This window comes from Streptomyces phaeolivaceus, assembly GCF_009184865.1.
In the GTDB taxonomy this organism is placed as follows: Bacteria; Actinomycetota; Actinomycetes; order Streptomycetales; family Streptomycetaceae; genus Streptomyces; species Streptomyces phaeolivaceus.
Genome location: NZ_CP045096.1, coordinates 7,036,552 through 7,054,352 on the forward strand (window position 1 = coordinate 7,036,552; position 17,801 = coordinate 7,054,352).

Annotated in this window: 14 protein-coding genes; 10 read left to right on the forward strand and 4 right to left on the reverse strand. The window is 69.6% G+C overall.

The genetic code is table 11. From position 1 onward, the window contains the following. Positions 1–818: 818 nt before the first annotated feature. Positions 819–1,202, forward strand: coding sequence for a VOC family protein (locus F9278_RS32630; protein ID WP_152171502.1), 384 nt, complete (start codon positions 819–821; stop codon positions 1,200–1,202). Positions 1,203–1,230: 28 nt separating this feature from the next. On the opposite strand, the gene F9278_RS32635 is transcribed toward F9278_RS32630, so the two are convergent. The 3 genes from F9278_RS32635 to F9278_RS32645 all read right to left on the reverse strand — a co-directional run bounded on the left by F9278_RS32635 (position 1,231) and on the right by F9278_RS32645 (position 5,103). Continuing rightward, positions 1,231–2,214 carry an ABC transporter permease gene (locus tag F9278_RS32635; RefSeq protein WP_152171503.1) on the reverse strand — a complete coding sequence of 328 codons (984 nt, stop codon included), beginning with the start codon at positions 2,212–2,214 and terminating at the stop codon, positions 1,231–1,233. Positions 2,215–2,237: 23 nt separating this feature from the next. Further along, positions 2,238–4,028: an ABC transporter substrate-binding protein gene (locus F9278_RS32640; RefSeq protein WP_152171504.1), complete on the reverse strand. Its 1,791-nt coding sequence runs from the start codon at positions 4,026–4,028 to the stop codon at positions 2,238–2,240. Between the two features lie 70 nt (positions 4,029–4,098). Then, positions 4,099–5,103, reverse strand: coding sequence for an ABC transporter permease (locus tag F9278_RS32645; RefSeq protein WP_193241733.1), 1,005 nt, complete (start codon positions 5,101–5,103; stop codon positions 4,099–4,101). A gap of 389 nt (positions 5,104–5,492) precedes the next feature. Between F9278_RS32645 and F9278_RS32650 the strand changes: the two genes are divergently transcribed. From F9278_RS32650 to F9278_RS32670, 5 genes are read left to right on the forward strand one after another with little or no spacing between them, the layout of a single operon-like run. Next, positions 5,493–7,142, forward strand: a complete 1,650-nt coding sequence (locus F9278_RS32650; RefSeq protein ID WP_152171505.1) for a peptide ABC transporter substrate-binding protein — start codon at positions 5,493–5,495, stop codon at positions 7,140–7,142. Positions 7,143–7,193: 51 nt separating this feature from the next. After that, entirely contained in the window at positions 7,194–8,117 is a 924-nt protein-coding gene (locus tag F9278_RS32655; protein WP_152171506.1) for an ABC transporter permease, read from the forward strand. Beyond that, positions 8,110–9,144 carry an ABC transporter permease gene (locus F9278_RS32660; RefSeq protein ID WP_152171507.1) on the forward strand — a complete coding sequence of 345 codons (1,035 nt, stop codon included), beginning with the start codon at positions 8,110–8,112 and terminating at the stop codon, positions 9,142–9,144. Before F9278_RS32655 ends, F9278_RS32660 begins: the two co-directional genes overlap by 8 nt. Before the next feature lie 9 nt (positions 9,145–9,153). After that, positions 9,154–10,146, forward strand: coding sequence for an ABC transporter ATP-binding protein (locus F9278_RS32665; protein ID WP_152171508.1), 993 nt, complete (start codon positions 9,154–9,156; stop codon positions 10,144–10,146). Then, positions 10,130–11,206, forward strand: coding sequence for an ABC transporter ATP-binding protein (locus F9278_RS32670; RefSeq protein ID WP_152171509.1), 1,077 nt, complete (start codon positions 10,130–10,132; stop codon positions 11,204–11,206). Before F9278_RS32665 ends, F9278_RS32670 begins: the two co-directional genes overlap by 17 nt. 178 nt (positions 11,207–11,384) lie before the next feature. On the opposite strand, the gene F9278_RS32675 is transcribed toward F9278_RS32670, so the two are convergent. Next, positions 11,385–13,502: a S9 family peptidase gene (locus F9278_RS32675; protein WP_152171510.1), complete on the reverse strand. Its 2,118-nt coding sequence runs from the start codon at positions 13,500–13,502 to the stop codon at positions 11,385–11,387. A 234-nt stretch (positions 13,503–13,736) separates the two neighbouring features. Here F9278_RS32675 and F9278_RS32680 point away from each other — a divergent pair, with 234 nt between their 5' ends. The 4 genes from F9278_RS32680 to F9278_RS32695 all read left to right on the forward strand — a co-directional run bounded on the left by F9278_RS32680 (position 13,737) and on the right by F9278_RS32695 (position 17,772). Beyond that, entirely contained in the window at positions 13,737–13,931 is a 195-nt protein-coding gene (locus tag F9278_RS32680; RefSeq protein WP_005480627.1) for a hypothetical protein, read from the forward strand. A gap of 92 nt (positions 13,932–14,023) precedes the next feature. After that, positions 14,024–14,974 (forward strand): N-acetyl-1-D-myo-inositol-2-amino-2-deoxy-alpha-D-glucopyranoside deacetylase, encoded by a 951-nt coding sequence (gene mshB / locus F9278_RS32685; protein WP_193241734.1) that lies wholly within the window; start codon positions 14,024–14,026, stop codon positions 14,972–14,974. Positions 14,975–15,038: 64 nt separating this feature from the next. Beyond that, positions 15,039–15,470 (forward strand): DUF6113 family protein, encoded by a 432-nt coding sequence (locus F9278_RS32690; protein WP_152171511.1) that lies wholly within the window; start codon positions 15,039–15,041, stop codon positions 15,468–15,470. 160 nt (positions 15,471–15,630) lie between these two features. Further along, the gene (locus F9278_RS32695; protein ID WP_193241735.1) at positions 15,631–17,772 is read left to right on the forward strand and encodes a hypothetical protein; all 2,142 of its coding nucleotides are present in this window, start codon (positions 15,631–15,633) and stop codon (positions 17,770–17,772) included. Positions 17,773–17,801 lie beyond the last annotated feature (29 nt).

Here is a 17,801-nt window from a genome sequence, read left to right on the forward strand (position 1 = left end):
ACACCGTGGACTTCTTGGAAATGGCGTACTTCCGCACCGGCTCCGGGGCGCACGCGGCGGAGGCGGGCGATCCGGTGACACCCACGAGACCGCCGGCCATAACGGCGGACGTGAGTGCGGAACTTACAAGTCTCTTCATGGAATTCCCGTCTGCAGGCCATGCCCTAGGGCATGGCTAGCCTGAGCATCGAAAGATGTGAGCGAGGGTGCACGGCCCCATGCCGGGTGCGTGGTGCAGCTGCCTTCGCGGACCTTTTTGGTTCTCGCGACAGGAATTTCAGCGTCGGCAGCCGCGAACCTGTCGGTGCCTGTGCAAAGCGCCGTGAAGGTGAACACCGTTCATCAGAACCCCCGTTCAGATGGTCAACACCGGTGCAGGCGACGCTGTTTGCGTGGTCGTCAGGCCGTGCTGGTGTAGGCAGAAGATTGGCTGGCGCACCGTTGAAAAGGCAAGTGGGGCGCGCCGCGCCGAAGTTCTTGCCTCATTCATATGCCCTGGACGTGGATGAATAAAGTGGCCAAAAGGGATGGGGTGAAGTCTCGGCCCGAGGGTATGGGGCGGTTTACTTCCCTTTGTTCCCCGCTAGTGAGATGTATGTCTCACTACTACCGGCCATGGGTCATGCAAACGGGGGAAGCTGCAATGCTCAATTCTTTCCTCAAGTCGACGTCGGCGAGTGGTTGTTCACAATGGCGATACGCCGCAGGGGCTCCGTCAGGAAATCGGTGGCGGGCCGCTGTCAGGGTCGAGAGCCTGGTGCGCGGCTGAGACAAGCACGGACAGTCACCCCGCACACCCACTCACGACGGAGACCCAGTTGAACCCCACGCCCCCCGCCATCCACAGCCTCACCTTCGACTGCACCGGCGACCCGTACGACCTCGGGCTGTTCTGGAGCGAGTTGCTCGGTCGGCCCCTGGACGACGACGACAAGCCCGGTGATCCGGAGGCGCTGATAGCGGATCCGGCGGGTGGGCCGCGGCTGTTGTTCGTCCGGGTGCCCGAGGGGAAGTCGGCCAAGAATCGGATCCACTTCGACCTCAGGCCGCACGGCCGCACCCGCGCCGAGGAGGTCGAGCGGGCGCTCGCGCTGGGCGCCCGGGTGGTCGCCGACCACACCCGCCCCGACGGCGGCGGCTGGGTGCTGATGGCCGACCCCGAGGGGAACGAGTTCTGCGTGGAGCGGGGGGAGTCGGGCTGACCCCGAGGGCCGCCCGCCCCCTCCGGTCCTACGCCAGCCGCACCCGGGGATCGATCAGCGCGTACACCGCGTCCACCACGATGTTCGCCACCACGATCGCCGCCGCGGCGACGAGGACGACCCCGAGGAGCAGGGGCAGGTCGTTGTCGCGGACGGCCTTGATGGAGAGGGCGCCGATGCCGTGCAGACCGAAGGTCTCCTCGGTGATGATGGCGCCGCCGAGGAGATAGCCGAGGTCGAGGCCGAGGATCGTGACGATGGGGCCCATGGCGCCGCGCCAGGCGTGGCGGAAGAACACCGTGGAGCGGGACATGCCCTTGGCGCGGGCCGTGCGGACATAGTCCTCGGCAAGGGTCTCGACCAGTTGGGAGCGGGTCATCCTCGTGTAGTTGGCGGTGAAGATGATCGCCAGGACCAGCCAGGGCAGGAGCAGGCCCTTGAACCAGGCCAGCGGGTCCTGGGTCAGGCCGACCGCGTCCGAGGGGCGGGGGAGCAGGCCCCACTGGTCGGAGAGGTAGTACATCGCCACCACACCGATGATGTAGATCTGGAGCGACGAACCGACCAGGGACGCCGAGGACGCGATCTTGTCCAGGGGGCGGCCCTGGGCCACCGCCGCGATCATGCCGGTGCCCACGCCGAACACCACGAACACGACCGTGCTGCCGAGGGCGAGCGAGAGCGTGGTCGGGAAGCGGTCCGTGATCAGGCCGAGGACCGGCTCGTGGTTGGTGAAGGAGTAGCCGAGGCAGGGGGCCGGGCACCGGCCGAGCCCGGTGTACTCCCGGCCGGTGAAGACCCCCGCGAGCCAGTGCCAGTACTGGACGGGCAGCGGATCGTCGATGCCGAGGTTGTGCCGGACCAGGGCGAGCGTCTGCGGGGTGCAGAGCTTGCCGCAGGCCGTGCGGGCGGGGTCGCGCGGGGCGACGTAGAAGAGGAGGAACGTGATGGCGCTGATGATGAGGAGGATCAGCAGCGCGCTCAGCGTTCGGCGTGCGATGAAGCGGAGCATGGCGGCAGGGGTCCCGGGCCGGCTCAGGCCTTGGCGTACAGCTTGTAGACGATGAACGCCGAGAACAGCGGGTCGAACTGGGCGCCGCCGACCTTGGAGCCGTACAGGTAGTAGCGCCGCTGGTAGGTCTCCGGGATGATCGGCGCCTCCTTGGCCATGATCTCCTTGTCCAGGGCGGCCCAGGCCGCCTCCTCCTTCGCGGTGTCCGTGATGGTCGTGTTCTTCTTGATCGCGGCGTTGACCCAACCCACGTTCAGCTGGGAGACGTCGGGGGCGTTGTCGGCGATCGTGGTGCCGTCGAAGAGAGGCTGGATGAGGGTGTAGGCGGCGGGCCAGTCCGGGGACCAGCCGTACCACATCACGTCGAACTGGTTGTCGATCTGGCCGACCTGGTCGTAGTAGCTCGTCGACTCCACCGCCTTCACGACCGGGTCGAAGCCCGCCTCCTTCAGGGCGTTGACGATGACGACCTTGGTCTTGTCGTAGGCGTCGTTGGCGCCCTGCGGATAGGTGTAGACGATCTTCTGGCCGAGCTTGCCGGCCTCCTTCAGCAGGGACTTGGCCTTCGCCGTGTCGCCGCGCGGGTTCTTCAGCTTGCCGTAGACGTCGAACTTCACCCGGCCCGCGATGTCCGGGCTGAGGATCGTGGTCGCGTAGTCACCGGCCGACGGGCCGCCGTAGATGGAGCGGATCTGCTCCAGCGGCCAGGCGTGGTTGAGGGCCTGGCGGACCCGGACGTCCTTGATGCGGCGGCAGTTGATGGCGTAGTAGTACAGGCCGGTCAGCAGGCCGTCGATCGTGCGGGACTCCAGCGCGGAGTCGCTGATCACCTTCTGGACGCGCTCGGCGGGCACCCCGCTGTAGGCCATCACCGCGTACTGGTCGGTCCCGGAGTCGGCGATCAGCCGGTCGGTGGCCTGGAGGGACTCCGGGCCGAACTCGAAGACCACGGAGTCCGGGTAGGCGTTGCGGATCGGGTCGGTGGCCGGGTCCCAGTGGGTGTTGCGCACCAGGGTCAGGGACTTGTCGACGGAGTGCTGCCGGATGCGGTACGGGCCGCAGGAGACCGGGTCCTTGTCGTACTTCTCCTTGGTGTCGCGCGCGACCGGCACGGCACCGTAGGAGTGCATCGCCAGCGCCCAGTTGAGGTCCGGGCGGGCGGTCTTCAGATGGAACGTGATGGTCTTCTTCGCGGTGTCCGTGACGACCGAGGAGAGGTGCTTGCCGCCGTACGGGCCCTTGTAGAGCTTGCGGAAGTCGTTCGAGCCGGTCAGCCAGGTCTGGACGTAGGTGGCGCCCTCGGTGGTGAAGCTCGCGAAGCCGCGCTCGATGCCGTGGCGTACGTCGTCGACGGTCAGCTCGCTGCCGTCCTCCCACTTCAGGCCGTCCTTGAGGGTGAACGTCCAGGTCCTGCCGTCGTCGGACATCGTGCCGGTGTCGGTGGCGAGGTCGCCGACGAGCTTCATCGAGCCGTCGGTGGCGATCTTGTAGCCGGTGAGACAGCGGACGTAGAGGTTGGCGACCGTGGAGTTCCAGGCGAAGTAGATCCGCTGCGGGTCGAGGTGGGAGAAGTCGTCCGGGCCGATCGGGTGGACCGCGCCGCCCTTGCGCGCGCCCGCGATCTCCGGCGCGGGCCCGGTGGAGTCCGCCGCGGTGCCCACCGCGACCTTGGAGTAAGTGGCGGCGGAGCCGGAGGCCGCGCCGCCCCCCGTCGCACCGCCCCCTCCTCCGCTGCTGCACGCGCCGAGGAGCAGGGAGCCGCCGGCCGTGGCGACGGAGCTCGCGATGACGAAGTTTCTGCGGGAGATCGACATGGGTGTCCTGCCTGAATCAGGGAGAAGGGGCCCCGCCACGGGGGAGGAGGGGCGCTCGTGGGAAGCGGGCTCAGCGTCTGGTCTTCGGGTCCAGCGCGTCGCGGACCGAGTCGCCGAGGAGGTTGAAGGCGATCACGAAGATCACCATCGAGAGGCCGGGGAAGAGCATGTACGTGATGTCGCTCTGGTAGACCTGCGCGCCGCGCTGGATCATCACGCCCCAGTCCGGGGTGGGGTCGCTGAGCCCGACGCCGAGGAAGGCGAGGGCCGCCTCGGTGGTGACGTACATGGGCAGCGCGAGGGTCGCCTGGATGAGGACCGGCGTCCACAGGTTGGGGAGCAGCTCACGGAAGACGATCCGGGCCGCGGAGGTGCCGGTGACCTTGGCCGCCTCCACGAACTCCCGCTCCCGCAGCGCCAGTACCTCACCGCGCAGCAGCCGGGCGATGGGCGCCCAGCCGAACGCCGTCATCACCGAGATCAGGCTCACCACCGTCAGCCAGGTCGGGGTGTTCTCGTCCGGCGGGACCAGGATCGAGATCATCACCGGCCACATCGCGATGAAGAACAGCGTGGACGGGAAGGCCAGCAGGATGTCGACGATCCGGCCCACGGCGTTGTCGATCCGGCCGCCGAGATAGCCCGCCGTCACCCCCACCACGATGCCGAGCGCCGTGACCAGCAGGGTCGTCACCGTGGCGATCAGCAGCGAGTTGCGGATGCCGTAGAGGAGGAGGGTGAAGACGTCCCGGCCGAGCTGCGGCTCGACGCCGAACCAGAAGTCGCCGCTCACCCCGCCGTTCGGCGCGATCGGGAAACCGAACTGGTTCAGCAGACCCGGCCGGTTCTGCCCGTACGTTGTGTACGGGTCCTTGCCGTAGACCTTCGCGATGAGTGGCGCGGCGATCGCCGCGGCGAAGAACAGCAGGACGACGTACGCCGATACGACCCCGGCGCGGTCCCGGCGGAACCGGCGCCAGGCGATGCGGCCTGGGGAGCTGGTGCGGGTGGGCCGGGGCAGGGTGGTGGCTGCCGTCCCGACGGGGGTGGCGGTGAGTGGTGGCGAGGTCCCCATGACGTGACCTTTCAACCGGTGCCGGGGGTGGGTCAATGCGTTCGGGGAGGGCTTGACCAAGAGGAGGGGGACTGCCGAACCGGCTCTTACCGGGGCGAACCTCTTCTCTTACCGGCTCTTCGGGATGTGGGTGCGCGGGAGGGGTGGGGGGTGGGGGTTTGTTGGCGGGTGCGGGGCCGGTGGGGCTTCTCGCGCAGTTCCCCGCGTCCCTGAAAGATCCGGGGCGCCCCAGTGCTCTTAAGGGGCGCGGGGAACTGCGCGGGCAACCCCCACCGGACCCGCGCCCGAACACGCACCCCCGAACGGCTCCCCAGATGTGCGCTATGCCGGAAACGCGCCGATATTGTCCGGTAACAAGAACATCGCGCACGCACGACGAGGAGGCCCCCATGCGTGGAGCCACGCACGCCCGATGGATCGCCGGCGCGGCGGCGGTCGCTCTCGCCGCGACCGCCTGCGGAGGCGGGGGCGACGACGACGGCGACGGCGGCAGCGGCACCGGTGACACCGGCGCGGTGCTCAGCTCCTCATGGGGCGACCCGCAGAACCCGCTGGAGCCGGCCAACACCAACGAGGTGCAGGGCGGCAAGGTGCTGTCGATGATCTTCCGGGGGCTGAAGCAGTACGACCCGAAGACCGGCGAGGCCGAGGACATGCTCGCCGAGGACATCGAGACGAGCGACTCGCAGAACTTCACCATCACCGTCAAGGACGGCTGGACCTTCAGCAACGGCGAGAAGGTCACCGCCAAGTCCTTCGTGGACGCCTGGAACTACGGGGCGAGCCTGGAGAACAACCAGAAGAACGCGTACTTCTTCGAGTACATCCAGGGCTACGACAAGACGCACCCGGACGACGGCGGCAAGCAGACCGCCGACACCCTCTCCGGGCTGAAGGTCACCGGCGACAACACCTTCACCGTCAAACTCACCCAGAAGTTCTCGACCTTCCCCGACACCCTCGGCTACAACGCCTACGCCCCGCTGCCGCAGTCGTTCTTCACCGACCACGACGCCTGGGTCGCCAAGCCGGTCGGCAACGGCCCGTACGAGGTCGACTCCTACACCAAGGGCTCCCAGCTCTCGCTGCGCAAGTGGGACGACTACCCGGGTGAGGACAAGGCACAGAACGGGGGAGTGGATCTCAAGGTCTACACCGACAACAACACCGCCTACACCGATCTGATGGCCGGCAACCTCGACCTCGTCGACGACGTCCCCGCCGCCCAGCTGAAGAACGTCGAGGCCGACCTCGGCGACCGGTACATCAACACCCCGGCCGGCATCATCCAGACCCTGTCCTTCCCGTTCTACGACGAGGAGTGGGGCAAGGACGGCATGGAGAAGGTCCGCGAGGGGCTGTCCCGGGCCATCGACCGCGACCAGATCACCGACACCATCTTCCAGAAGACCCGCACCCCCGCCACCGACTGGACCTCCCCCGTCCTCGGCGAGGAGGGCGGCTACAAGGAGGGCCTGTGCGGTGACGCCTGCGAGTACGACGCGGCGGCGGCCAAGAAGCTGGTGGAGGAGGGCGGCGGCCTCCCCGGCGGCCAGGTCAAGATCACGTACAACGCGGACACCGGCTCCCACAAGCAGTGGGTGGACGCCGTCTGCAACTCCATCAACAACGCCCTCGACAACGACAAGGCGTGCGTCGGCAACCCGGTCGGCACCTTCGCCGACTTCCGCAACCAGATCACCGACCGCAAGATGAGCGGTCCGTTCCGGGCCGGCTGGCAGATGGACTACCCGCTCATCCAGAACTTCCTGCAGCCGCTGTACTACACCAACGCCTCCTCCAACGACGGCAAGTGGTCCAACGCCCAGTTCGACAAGCTCGTCGACGAGGCCAACGCCGAGTCGGACACGGCGAAGGCCGTGTCGACGTTCCAGCAGGCCGAGGAGGTCGTGCGGGACAACATGGCCGCCATCCCGCTCTGGTACCAGAACGGCAGCGCCGGCTACTCGGAGCGGCTCTCCGACGTCTCCCTGAACCCGTTCAGCGTGCCGGTGTACGACCAGATCAAGGTCAGCTGAGCCGACCGGGTCGGGCGCTCCCGGCGCCCGCCCACTACCCCCGGAGTCCGTATGGGACGGTACGTCGTCCGGCGCCTGCTCCAGATGATCCCGGTCTTCGTGGGCGCCACCCTCCTGATCTTCCTGATGGTGAACGTGATGGGCGACCCCATCGCGGGCCTCTGCGGCGACCGGGAGTGCGATCCGGCGACGGCCGCCCAGCTGCGCCACGAGTTCGGCCTCGACAAGCCCGTCTGGCAGCAATACCTGACCTACATGGGCAATGTCTTCACCGGCGACTTCGGCACCGCGTTCAACGGGCAGGAGGTCACCGAGCTGATGGCCTCCGCCTTCCCGGTCACCATCCGGCTGACGATCGTCGCGATCCTCTTCGAGATCGTCATCGGTATCACCCTCGGTGTCGTCACCGGGCTGCGGCGCGGGCGGCCCGTCGACACCGGGGCGCTGGTGGTCACCCTGGTCGTCATCTCCGTCCCCACCTTCGTCACCGGTCTGCTGCTCCAGCTGCTGCTGGGCGTGGAATGGGGATGGATCCGGCCCTCGGTCTCCTCCGAGGCGCCCTTCGACGAACTGATCGTCCCCGGGCTCGTCCTCGCCTCCGTCTCCCTCGCCTACGTCACCCGGCTGACCCGGACGTCCATCGCGGAGAACACCCGCGCCGACTACGTCCGCACCGCCGTCGCCAAGGGCCTGCCCCGGCATCGCGTCATCCGCAAACACCTGCTGCGGAACTCGCTGATCCCCGTGGTCACCTTCATCGGCACCGACATCGGCGCGCTGATGGGCGGCGCGATCGTCACCGAGCGGATCTTCAACATCCACGGCGTCGGCTACCAGCTCTACCAGGGCATCCTCCGCCAGAACACCCAGACCGTCGTCGGCTTCGTGACCGTCCTTGTCCTGGTGTTCCTGGCCGCCAACCTGATCGTCGACCTCCTCTACGCCGTACTCGACCCGAGGATCCGCTATGCCTGAGCCGCAGCCCGAGGAGCCGCATGTCTCGGGCGGCCAGCGCGCCCCCGAGGACGGGGCGATCGCCGCGACAGGCCTGGACGGGACCATGGATCTCGCCACCACCGAGGGGGAGACCCTGGAGAAGCGACTGGGCGACGACCTGGTGGCCGGCGGCCCGCCCGACGCCTCCGGTTCCTCCGACAAGGCCCGCAGCCTCTGGTCCGACGCCTGGCGCGATCTGCGCCGCAACCCCGTCTTCATCTTCTCGGCGCTGGTGATCCTCTTCCTGGTCGTCATCTCCCTCTGGCCGTCGCTGATCGCCTCCGGCAACCCGCTCAAGTGCGACCTGTCCAAGGCCCAGGAGGGCGCACAGCCCGGCCATCCGTTCGGATTCGACGGACAGGGCTGCGATGTGTACACCCGGACCGTCTACGGGGCGCGGATCTCCATCGGCGTCGGCGTCTGCGCCACGCTCGGGGTGGCGCTCCTCGGGTCGGTGCTCGGCGGGCTCGCCGGGTTCTTCGGCGGCTACTCGGACTCGTTCCTGTCCCGGATCACCGATGTCTTCTTCGCGATCCCGGTGGTCCTCGGCGGTCTGGTGCTGCTGTCCGTGGTCACCAGCAACTCCATCTGGCCGGTGATCGGCTTCATGGTGCTCCTGGGCTGGCCGCAGATCTCCCGGATCGCCCGGGGCTCGGTCATCACCGCCAAACAGAACGACTACGTCCAGGCCGCCCGCGCCCTCGGCGCCTCCAACTCCCGCATGCTGCTGCGCCACATCACCCCGAACGCGGTCGCCCCGGTCATCGTCGTCGCCACCATCGCGCTCGGCACGTACATCGCCCTGGAGGCGACCCTGTCCTACCTGGGCGTCGGGCTGAAGCCGCCCAGCGTCTCCTGGGGCATCGACATCTCCGCCGCGTCCCCCTACATCCGTAACGCCCCGCACGCCCTCCTGTGGCCCTCGGGCGCCCTGGCGATCACCGTCCTCGCCTTCATCATGCTCGGCGACGCGGTACGCGACGCCCTCGACCCGAAGCTGAGGTGAGCCGCCGTCATGCTGCTCGAAGTGCGTGATCTGCATGTGGAGTTCCGGACGCGGGACGGGGTCGCCAAGGCGGTCAACGGCGTCGACTACGGGGTGGACGAGGGGCAGACACTGGCCGTGCTCGGGGAGTCGGGGTCCGGGAAGTCGGTCACCGCGCAGGCCGTCATGGGCATCCTCGACATGCCCCCCGGGCGGATCACCGGCGGCGAGATCCTCTTCAAGGGCCAGGACCTGCTGAAGCTCAAGGAGGAGGAGAGAAGGAAGATCCGCGGCGCCGAGATGGCGATGATCTTCCAGGACGCCCTGTCCTCCCTCAACCCGGTTCTCTCCGTGGGCGACCAGCTCGGCGAGATGTTCGTCGTCCACCGGGGCATGTCGAAGAAGGACGCCCGCGCCAGGGCCGTCGAGCTGATGGACCGGGTCCGCATCCCGGCCGCCAAGGAGCGGGTCCGGGACTATCCGCACCAGTTCTCCGGCGGCATGCGCCAGCGCATCATGATCGCCATGGCGCTGGCCCTGGAGCCCGCGCTGATCATCGCCGACGAACCCACGACCGCGCTGGACGTCACCGTCCAGGCCCAGGTCATGGACCTGCTGGCCGAGCTGCAACGCGAACTGCGTATGGGTCTCGTCCTCATCACCCACGACCTCGGAGTCGTCGCGGACGTCGCCGACCGGATCGCCGTGATGTACGCGGGCCGGATCGTCGAGTCCGCCCCGGTCCACGACATCTACAAGGCCCCCGCCCACCCGTACACCCGCGGCCTGCTCGACTCGATCCCGAGGCTGGACCAGAAGGGCCAGGAGCTGTACGCGATCAAGGGCCTGCCGCCCAACCTGATGAACATCCCGCCCGGCTGCGCCTTCAACCCCCGCTGCCCGATGGCCCGCGACCTGTGCCGCACCGACGTACCCCCGCTGTACGACGTGGAACCGGCCGCCGGGATCCGGACGAGCGCCTGCCATTTCTGGAGGGAGTGCCTTGATGACCACGACCGCTGAGGCCGAGCCGATTCTGGAGGTCAGCGGCCTGGTCAAGCACTACCCGCTCACCCAGGGCATCCTCTTCAAGAAGCAGGTCGGCGCGGTGCGGGCCGTCGACGGCGTCGACTTCGCCCTGAGCCCGGGGGAGACCCTCGGCATCGTCGGCGAGTCAGGCTGCGGCAAATCGACGGTCGCCAAGATGCTGGTCAATCTGGAGCGGCCGACGGCCGGGTCGATCAAGTACAAGGGCGAGGACATCACCAAGCTCTCCGGCAAGGCCCTCAAGACCGTCCGCCGCAACATCCAGATGGTCTTCCAGGACCCGTACACCTCCCTCAACCCCCGGATGACCGTGGGCGACATCATCGGGGAGCCGTACGACATCCACCCCGAGGTCGCGCCCAAGGGCGACCGCCGGCGCCGGGTGCAGGAACTCCTCGACGTGGTCGGCCTCAACCCCGAGTACATCAACCGCTATCCGCACCAGTTCTCCGGCGGCCAGCGCCAGCGCATCGGCATCGCCCGGGGGTTGGCGCTGCGCCCCGAGATCATCGTCGCCGACGAACCCGTCTCCGCCCTCGACGTCTCCGTCCAGGCCCAGGTCATCAACCTGCTGGACCGGCTCCAGGGCGAGTTCGGACTGAGCTATGTCTTCATCGCGCACGACCTGTCGATCGTGCGGCACATCTCCGACCGGGTCGGGGTGATGTACCTCGGACGGATCGTGGAGATCGGCCGCGACGCCGAGATCTACGACCATCCGACGCATCCCTACACCCAGGCGCTGCTGTCCGCCGTGCCCGTCCCGGACCCGGAGGCCCGCGAGCACCGGGAGCGGATCATCCTCTTCGGCGATGTGCCCTCGCCGACCGACATCCCGTCCGGGTGCCGCTTCCGCACCCGCTGCTGGAAGGCCCAGGAGCGCTGCGCGCTGGAGGTCCCGCTCCTCGCGGTCCCGGCGGAGTTCCGGCTCACCACCGGCCCGGCGGCCCATGACTCGGCCTGCCACTTCGCGGAGGAGAAGCGGGTGGTGCCGGCGGACGGGTCGACGGACGATCATACGGATGGGGCGGAATAGGCGCACAAATGCGCACCAACCGCGTTAACACGCAGGCAACTTGACTGTCGCCGTTCCGATATACGGACGCGCGAATCTAAAACGCGTACGGCCGTGCGGGTGCCGTAAACGGGCCGGGGCTCGCCATGTAGCCCCGGCCCGTTGCCGTGCCTGTGCCCGTGCCGGTGCGGGTTGCCGGCTAGCTCGGCCCCAGTGAGCGCTTCAGGAAGTCCACCTGGAGCAGCAGCAGGTTCTCGGCGACCTGTTCCTGCGGGGTGATGTGGGTGACGCCGGAGAGCGGCAGCACCTCGTGCGGGCGGCCGGCCGCGAGGAGCGCGGAGGACAGCCGCAGGGCGTGGGCGAAGACCACGTTGTCGTCGGCGGTGCCGTGCACGATCATCAGCGGGCGGTGCGGCTCGGCGGGCGCGGACAGAGCGCCGTCCGCGATCAGCGAACTCCTCGCGTACGCCGCCGGAGCCTTCGCCGGATCGCCGAGGTACCGCTCGGTGTAGTGCGTGTCGTACAGCCGCCAGTCGGTGACCGGGGCGCCCGCGATGCCCGCGTGGAAGACGTCCGGGCGGCGCAGCACCGCGAGAGCCGCCAGCCAACCGCCGTACGACCAGCCGCGGATCGCCACCCGGGACAGGTCCAGCGGATGGGACTTCGCGAGGTCGTGCAGGGCGTCCACCTGGTCGTCCAGGGAGAGCGTGAAGTCGCCGTCGATCTCCTTCTCCCAGGCGGGGGAGCGGCCGGGGGTGCCGCGCCCGTCGGCGACCACCACCGCGAAGCCCTGGTCGGCGAACCACTGCGAGGTGAGGTGGGCGTTGTGGGCCGCGACCACCCGGGGGCCGTGCGGACCGCCGTAGGGGTCCATCAGGACGGGCAGGGGGGTGACCCCGTCGTAGTCACTCGGCATAAGCAGGGCGCACGGTACGCGGCGTGCGCCCCCCTGTGTAAACCGCACGCGCGGTGACATACCGGGATCCTCCGCGTAAGACGCCACGGTGGCCACGGACTTGCCGTCCCGCAGCACCCGCACCTGGGCGCCCGCCCGCTCCGGTACGGCCGATACGAGCACGGTCACGCCCCCGGCACGCACCGCCGAATGCACGCCGGGTTCCTGCGAGACGCGCTCCACCCCCAGCTCGTTCACCCGATAGACGTGGATCTCACCGATCTCCGGGGCGGCGGCCCGCTCACCGGCCGACGCGGAGACCAGGACATCGGCGTCGGACACGTCGAGCACCGCGCGGACATGCAACTGCGGGCCCGTCAGCGGGCGTTCGCCGACCGCCAGCACCCGCGCGCCGCCCTCGTCCGCGACACGCACGAGCTGCCCCGACGGACTCCAGGTGGGCACCCCGGGGAAAAGATCAAGCCAATGTGGATCTTCGTCGGCGTGCACCATCCGGGTCGCCCCCGAGTCCGGGTCCACGGCCAGGAACAGCTGGCTGAGCTGGTCCCGCGCCTGCACCAGGATCAGCGGGGCACCCGCCCCCGACCAGTGCACATGCGCCAGATACGGGTAGCGGACCCGGTCCCACACCACCTCCGTGCGGGTCCCGGAGAGGTCGATCACAAAGAGCCGTACATCCGCGTTGGCGGTCCCGGCGGCCGGATACGCGACCCGCTGCGGGTCCCTTTCCGGCTGTGCGGGGTCCGAGATCCACCAGCGGCGCACCGGCGTGTCGTCCACGCGCGTCACCAGCAGCCGGTCCGACTCCGGTGCCCACCAGAAACCACGGGAACGGCCCATCTCCTCGGCCGCGATGAACTCGGCCAGACCATGGGTGACGTTCTCCGGGCCCGCCTCGGTGAGCGCCAGGTCCGCGCCGCCCTCCGCCTCGACGACCCGCAGCGCGCCTCCGGCCACGTACGCGACATACCGGCCGTCGGGGGAGGGGCGGGGGTCGATCACCGGTCCGGGGACACGCAGTTCACGTGCCGTCCCGGCCCGCGGCTGGGCCAGGAAAAGCCGCCCTGACAAGGCGAAAGAGGCCAACTCCACGGTCGCGTCGGTGGCGTAGCCGACGATCCCGGCGCCGCCCTCGCGCAGGCGCTCACGGCGTGCGCGCTCCTCGGCCGACAACTCCTCCGAGGCGCCGGCGAGCAGCGCGCCCGGGTCGGCCGCCACCCGTTCCGTACCGTCCCGGAGGTCCAGCACCCAGAGCTTGTTGGCCCGCTCGGAGCCGGACGAGGACCGCAGAAACACCACGTGGGAACCGTCCGGCGCGACGGAGAACGCCCGTGGCGCGCCGAGGGTGAAACGTTGTGTCCGGGCGTGTCGGCGAGGAAAGGACTCGGGCTGGGTCGTCATGCTCCGACCATATTGGCCATGCGCCCCCTTGTGCGGCCGTGCGCCGATCGATGCGCGCGTATGGATAGTTATGATCACTACCGCTGGGTGGGTATGAACCTGCTGGCCGCTGTATGGATTCACAACTGCGTCACCCACGTCACCGGTTGACGACGGCCCCGCCGTCAGCCCTCGACAACTGCGACAACCGCTTCGCTCCCCAGGTCCCAGGGAACTTTTTGGAGGTGAGCCGCCGTGGCACTCTCGATTTCGGCGGTGGTGCTGCTGGCGATCATCGTCTTCATCCTGATCAAGAAGTCAGGGCTGAAGGCACCACACGCGATCATCTGCATCCTGCTCGGTTTCTACCTCGCCTCCTCGACCATCGCGCCGACGATCAGCGAGCTGACGACCAACATCGCGGGCATGATCGGCAGCATCAAGTTCTGAGAGCTCCGACGCCTCCGGCCGAGGTCCGGCCGTTCCTGTGAATGACCGCGCCCGGCACGGGCGCGGTCCGCGGGCCTCGTAGGGTGGGCCCCATGACGGATCTGCCCACCCGCCGACTGCTCCTGGTGCACGCGCACCCGGACGACGAGTCGATCAACAACGGCGCGACCATGGCCAAGTACGCGGCCGAGGGAGCGCGGGTGACGCTGGTGACCTGCACCCTCGGCGAGGAGGGCGAGGTCATCCCGTCCGCTCTCGCGCACCTCGCGCCCGACCGTGACGACACGCTCGGCCCGCACCGGGTGGCAGAGCTGGCCCGAGCCATGAAGGAACTCGGCGTCACCGACCACCGTTTCCTCGGCGGCCCCGGCCACTACCGCGACTCCGGGATGATGGGCGTCGAACAGAACGAGCGCCCCGGTGCCTTCTGGTCCGCCGACGTCGACGAGGCCGCCGCCCACCTGGTCCAGGTGATCCGCGAGGTCCGCCCCCAGGTCCTGGTCACCTACGACCCCAACGGCGGATACGGCCACCCCGACCACATCCAGGCCCACCGCGTCGCCATGCGCGCCGCCGGACTGACCGCCGACCCGGACTTCCGCCCCGACCTGGGCGCGCCCTGGGACATCGACAAGGTCTACTGGAACCGGGTGCCGCGCGGGGTGCTCCTGGAGGGCTTCGGCCGGCTCCGCCGCGACCTCGCCGAGCCCGGACGGCTGCCGTTCCGGCAGGCCGCGAGCGTCACCGATGTGCCGGGAGTGGTGGACGACCCCATCGTCACCACCGAGATCGACGGCACCGGCTTCGCGGCAGCGAAGGCCGCCGCGATGCGCGCGCACGCCACCCAGATCGAGGTCGCCGAGCCCTACTTCGCTCTCTCCAACAAACTCGCACAGCCCTTCCTGGCCACCGAGTACTACGAGTTGGTCCGTGGCAGACGTGAAGGGGGGATCCGGGAGAGCGACTTGTTCGAGGGGATTCCCGGTGATTCTTGCGAGGATCGGCAGACTTTCGGTGAACGGCAGAACGGAACGGCCCTGTGATGCGTACGCATGGGTATGACGAACGAGTGGTGCGCGCGCACGGCCGCCGAGAGGCGGGCCGGCGATGAACACGAGGGACCGGCCGACGGGCGGACAAGGCGGCGCGCTCGCCCAGCCGTTGTCGTTCCCCCCGCTGGGGCGGGCCGTCGCCCAGCTGGGGCTCTTCGTGCTGGGGGCGGTGGTCGGCGTGGCCGGCGGACTGCTCCAAGCGGCCTGGTTCCCGGGCGGGTTGCTGCTCGCGCTGCTGGCGGCGGCCGGGCTCTTCCTGGGCGGCGCGCGGGCGACGGGCGGCCGGGCGGGGGCCGTTGCGCCGGCCGTCGGCTGGATGATCTCCGTCGTCCTGCTGACGTCCACCCGGCCGGAGGGAGACTTCCTGTTCGGCGCGGGAGCCGGCTCCTATCTCTTCCTGCTCGGGGGCATGGCTGTTGCTGTGATGTGCGCCACCCTCGGGTGGGGGCGGCAACCGACCGGGCCCGATGCCCGACTTGGCAAGTGACGTACCACTTCGCCGCGGTACGCGGGTGCGGGTCCGGTGTGGGTTTCCCGTGCGGTCGTGGGATACGCGCCGGAAGTGGCCAGTATGGTGGTGCGCGCCGCCGAGCTGCCCGCTGAGTTGAGGTCGTGACGGGCGGCGGAGCAAACCGGGAGAACCTGCCTTGAGTCGTGAAACTGACACTTCGTCCTCCGGGGCCAATGGGCGCGGCAGCACCGCGTACCCGTCGGGGACACCGCCGTACGGCACGCCCATGGCCACCGAGGCCGGCGCCGACGCGGCCCGGTCGGGCGCGGGCGAGCGACCGGACGGACCCAGGACCGAGACCACGCTGACCACGCGGGTCCGGATCAACATCCCCGGCTCGCGTCCGATCCCGCCGGTCGTCGTCCGCAAGCCGGTCGGCGACGGCGAGGGCGCCGCGGACGACACCGGACCCGGCTCCGTGTCGGAGACCACCGGCACCACCGCCATGCCCGTGTTCACGGACACCCCGGCGCCCGCGCCGGAGCCCGCCGCGCCGGCCGACGACAAGCCCACCAGCGACTGGTTCGCGCCCCGCAAGGGCTCCACCCCGCCCCCCAAGGGCGCGGGCGGCGGCCCGAGCAACGGCGCCGGGTTCTCCACCGGCTCGATCCCCGGCCCCGGCACGGGCGGTACCGGCCCGCTGGCCGGCGGCCCCGGCGCACAGCCCGGTGGCCCGCGCCCCGGCGTGGGCGCCGGCTCCCGGCCCGGCGGTACGAACGGCGCCGGGCTCCCCGGAGCCACCGGCGGCCAGCCCGTCGCCCCCGGCCACGGCGGCGGCACCGGCTCCTTCGACGTCTCCGCCGCGCTCGCGGGCACCAAGCCCGAGCGCGACGACCTGCCGTACTTCTCCGACAACGGAAGCCGCCTCGGCGACCCGAACGGCCGCTCCGGCCCGGCGGGCCCCACCGGCGGCCCCGTCACCGGCGACAGCCCGCTCGGCCCGCCGCCCGGCCAGGGCGGTCCCGGTGGCCCCGGCTACCAGGGCAACCCCTTCGGTGGCCCCGAGGACTTCTCCGCGTCCGGTGCCTCCGGCGGCTACGCCCGCCCCGGCGGCGGCCTCAGCGACGACACCGCCGTCCTCACCCCGCAGCGGCAGGCCCCCGAACCGGGCACCCCGGGCTACGGCGGCTCCGGCCCCCTCGTCGACAACCCCTCCGGGCACACCCTGACCAGCGGTATCCCGGTCGTGCCCCCGGGCACCCAGGGCACACCGTTCGGCGCGGGCGGCCCCGACGGCGCGGTGCGCCACACCCCGCCGAAGCTGCCCGACCCCGGGCCGCCGCAGCAGAAGTCGGCCCCGGCGAAGAACACCAAGTCCGCCAAGCCGGCCAAGAAGAAGGGCCGCAGCAAGCTCGGCCTGCTCGTCGGCGGAGTGATCGTCCTCGGCGGCGGTGTCTACGGCGCCGGGCTGCTGATGAACCACTCCGACGTCCCCAAGGGCACCACCGTCCTCGGCGTCGACATCGGTGGCGGCACCCGTGACGAGGCCGTCAACAAGCTCGACGCGGCCTTCGGCAAGAGCACCACCGAGGCGCTGAAGCTCACCGTCGACGGCGAGACCGTCTCCCTCCGCCCCGACCAGGCCGGACTCCAGTTCGACAAGCAGGCCACGGTCAGCGCCGCCGCCGTCAGCGACTACAACCCCGTCTCGGTGATCGGCTCCCTCTTCGGCCAACAGCGGGTCGTCGCCCCCGTCATGCCCGTCGACGAGGAGAAGCTGGAGGCCGCCCTGCGGCGCGCGGCCGGCAGCTCGGGCTCGGCGAGCGACGGCACGATCAACTTCCAGTCAGGCAAGGCTGTTGCCGTGTATGGCAAGGCAGGCAAGGGCATCGACGTCGACCGGTCGACCGATGCGGTGGTCGACGCCTATCGGAAGCAGGTGGAGACAGGCACATCCACTCCGATAGAGCTGCCCACCATCACCCGGCAGCCAACGATCACGAACGCCGAGGTCGACCGGGTGATGAAGGAGCTCGCGGAGCCCGCGATGTCCGAACAGGTCACCATTCAGACGGACGCCGCGCACTCCATCCCGTTCGGCCCCCTGTCACTGCCGAAGATCCTCGGCTTCGAAGCTGTCGACGGCAAGCTTGTGGAGACGTACGACCTCAAGGCGCTCCAAGAGGCATACGGCACCACCTTCGACGGTGTGCAGATCACCACCGCGACTGGCAAACGCGATGTTGTGCCGCAAGACGTTGTTGCCGCACTGCGCAAGGCGCTGCGAGGCAAGACCGCGGCTGATCGCATCGGGGTCGTCGACACCAACCCGAGCTGACCTCTGCGACGCAAAAGGCCCGTCCCAAG

What these genes read in the sequence shown, in the direction of transcription:
- F9278_RS32670 (WP_152171509.1), top strand. Translation starts at nt 10,130, where the DNA reads ATGACCACGACCGCTGAGGCCGAGCCGATTCTGGAGGTCAGCGGCCTG.
- F9278_RS32690 (WP_152171511.1), top strand. Translation starts at nt 15,039, where the DNA reads ATGAACACGAGGGACCGGCCGACGGGCGGACAAGGCGGCGCGCTCGCC.
- F9278_RS32655 (WP_152171506.1), top strand. Translation starts at nt 7,194, where the DNA reads ATGGGACGGTACGTCGTCCGGCGCCTGCTCCAGATGATCCCGGTCTTC.
- F9278_RS32650 (WP_152171505.1), top strand. Translation starts at nt 5,493, where the DNA reads ATGCGTGGAGCCACGCACGCCCGATGGATCGCCGGCGCGGCGGCGGTC.
- F9278_RS32635 (WP_152171503.1), bottom strand. Translation starts at nt 2,214, where the DNA reads ATGCTCCGCTTCATCGCACGCCGAACGCTGAGCGCGCTGCTGATCCTC.
- F9278_RS32645 (WP_193241733.1), bottom strand. Translation starts at nt 5,103, where the DNA reads ATGGGGACCTCGCCACCACTCACCGCCACCCCCGTCGGGACGGCAGCC.
- F9278_RS32660 (WP_152171507.1), top strand. Translation starts at nt 8,110, where the DNA reads ATGCCTGAGCCGCAGCCCGAGGAGCCGCATGTCTCGGGCGGCCAGCGC.
- F9278_RS32675 (WP_152171510.1), bottom strand. Translation starts at nt 13,502, where the DNA reads ATGACGACCCAGCCCGAGTCCTTTCCTCGCCGACACGCCCGGACACAA.
- F9278_RS32665 (WP_152171508.1), top strand. Translation starts at nt 9,154, where the DNA reads ATGCTGCTCGAAGTGCGTGATCTGCATGTGGAGTTCCGGACGCGGGAC.
- F9278_RS32640 (WP_152171504.1), bottom strand. Translation starts at nt 4,028, where the DNA reads ATGTCGATCTCCCGCAGAAACTTCGTCATCGCGAGCTCCGTCGCCACG.
- mshB (WP_193241734.1), top strand. Translation starts at nt 14,024, where the DNA reads ATGACGGATCTGCCCACCCGCCGACTGCTCCTGGTGCACGCGCACCCG.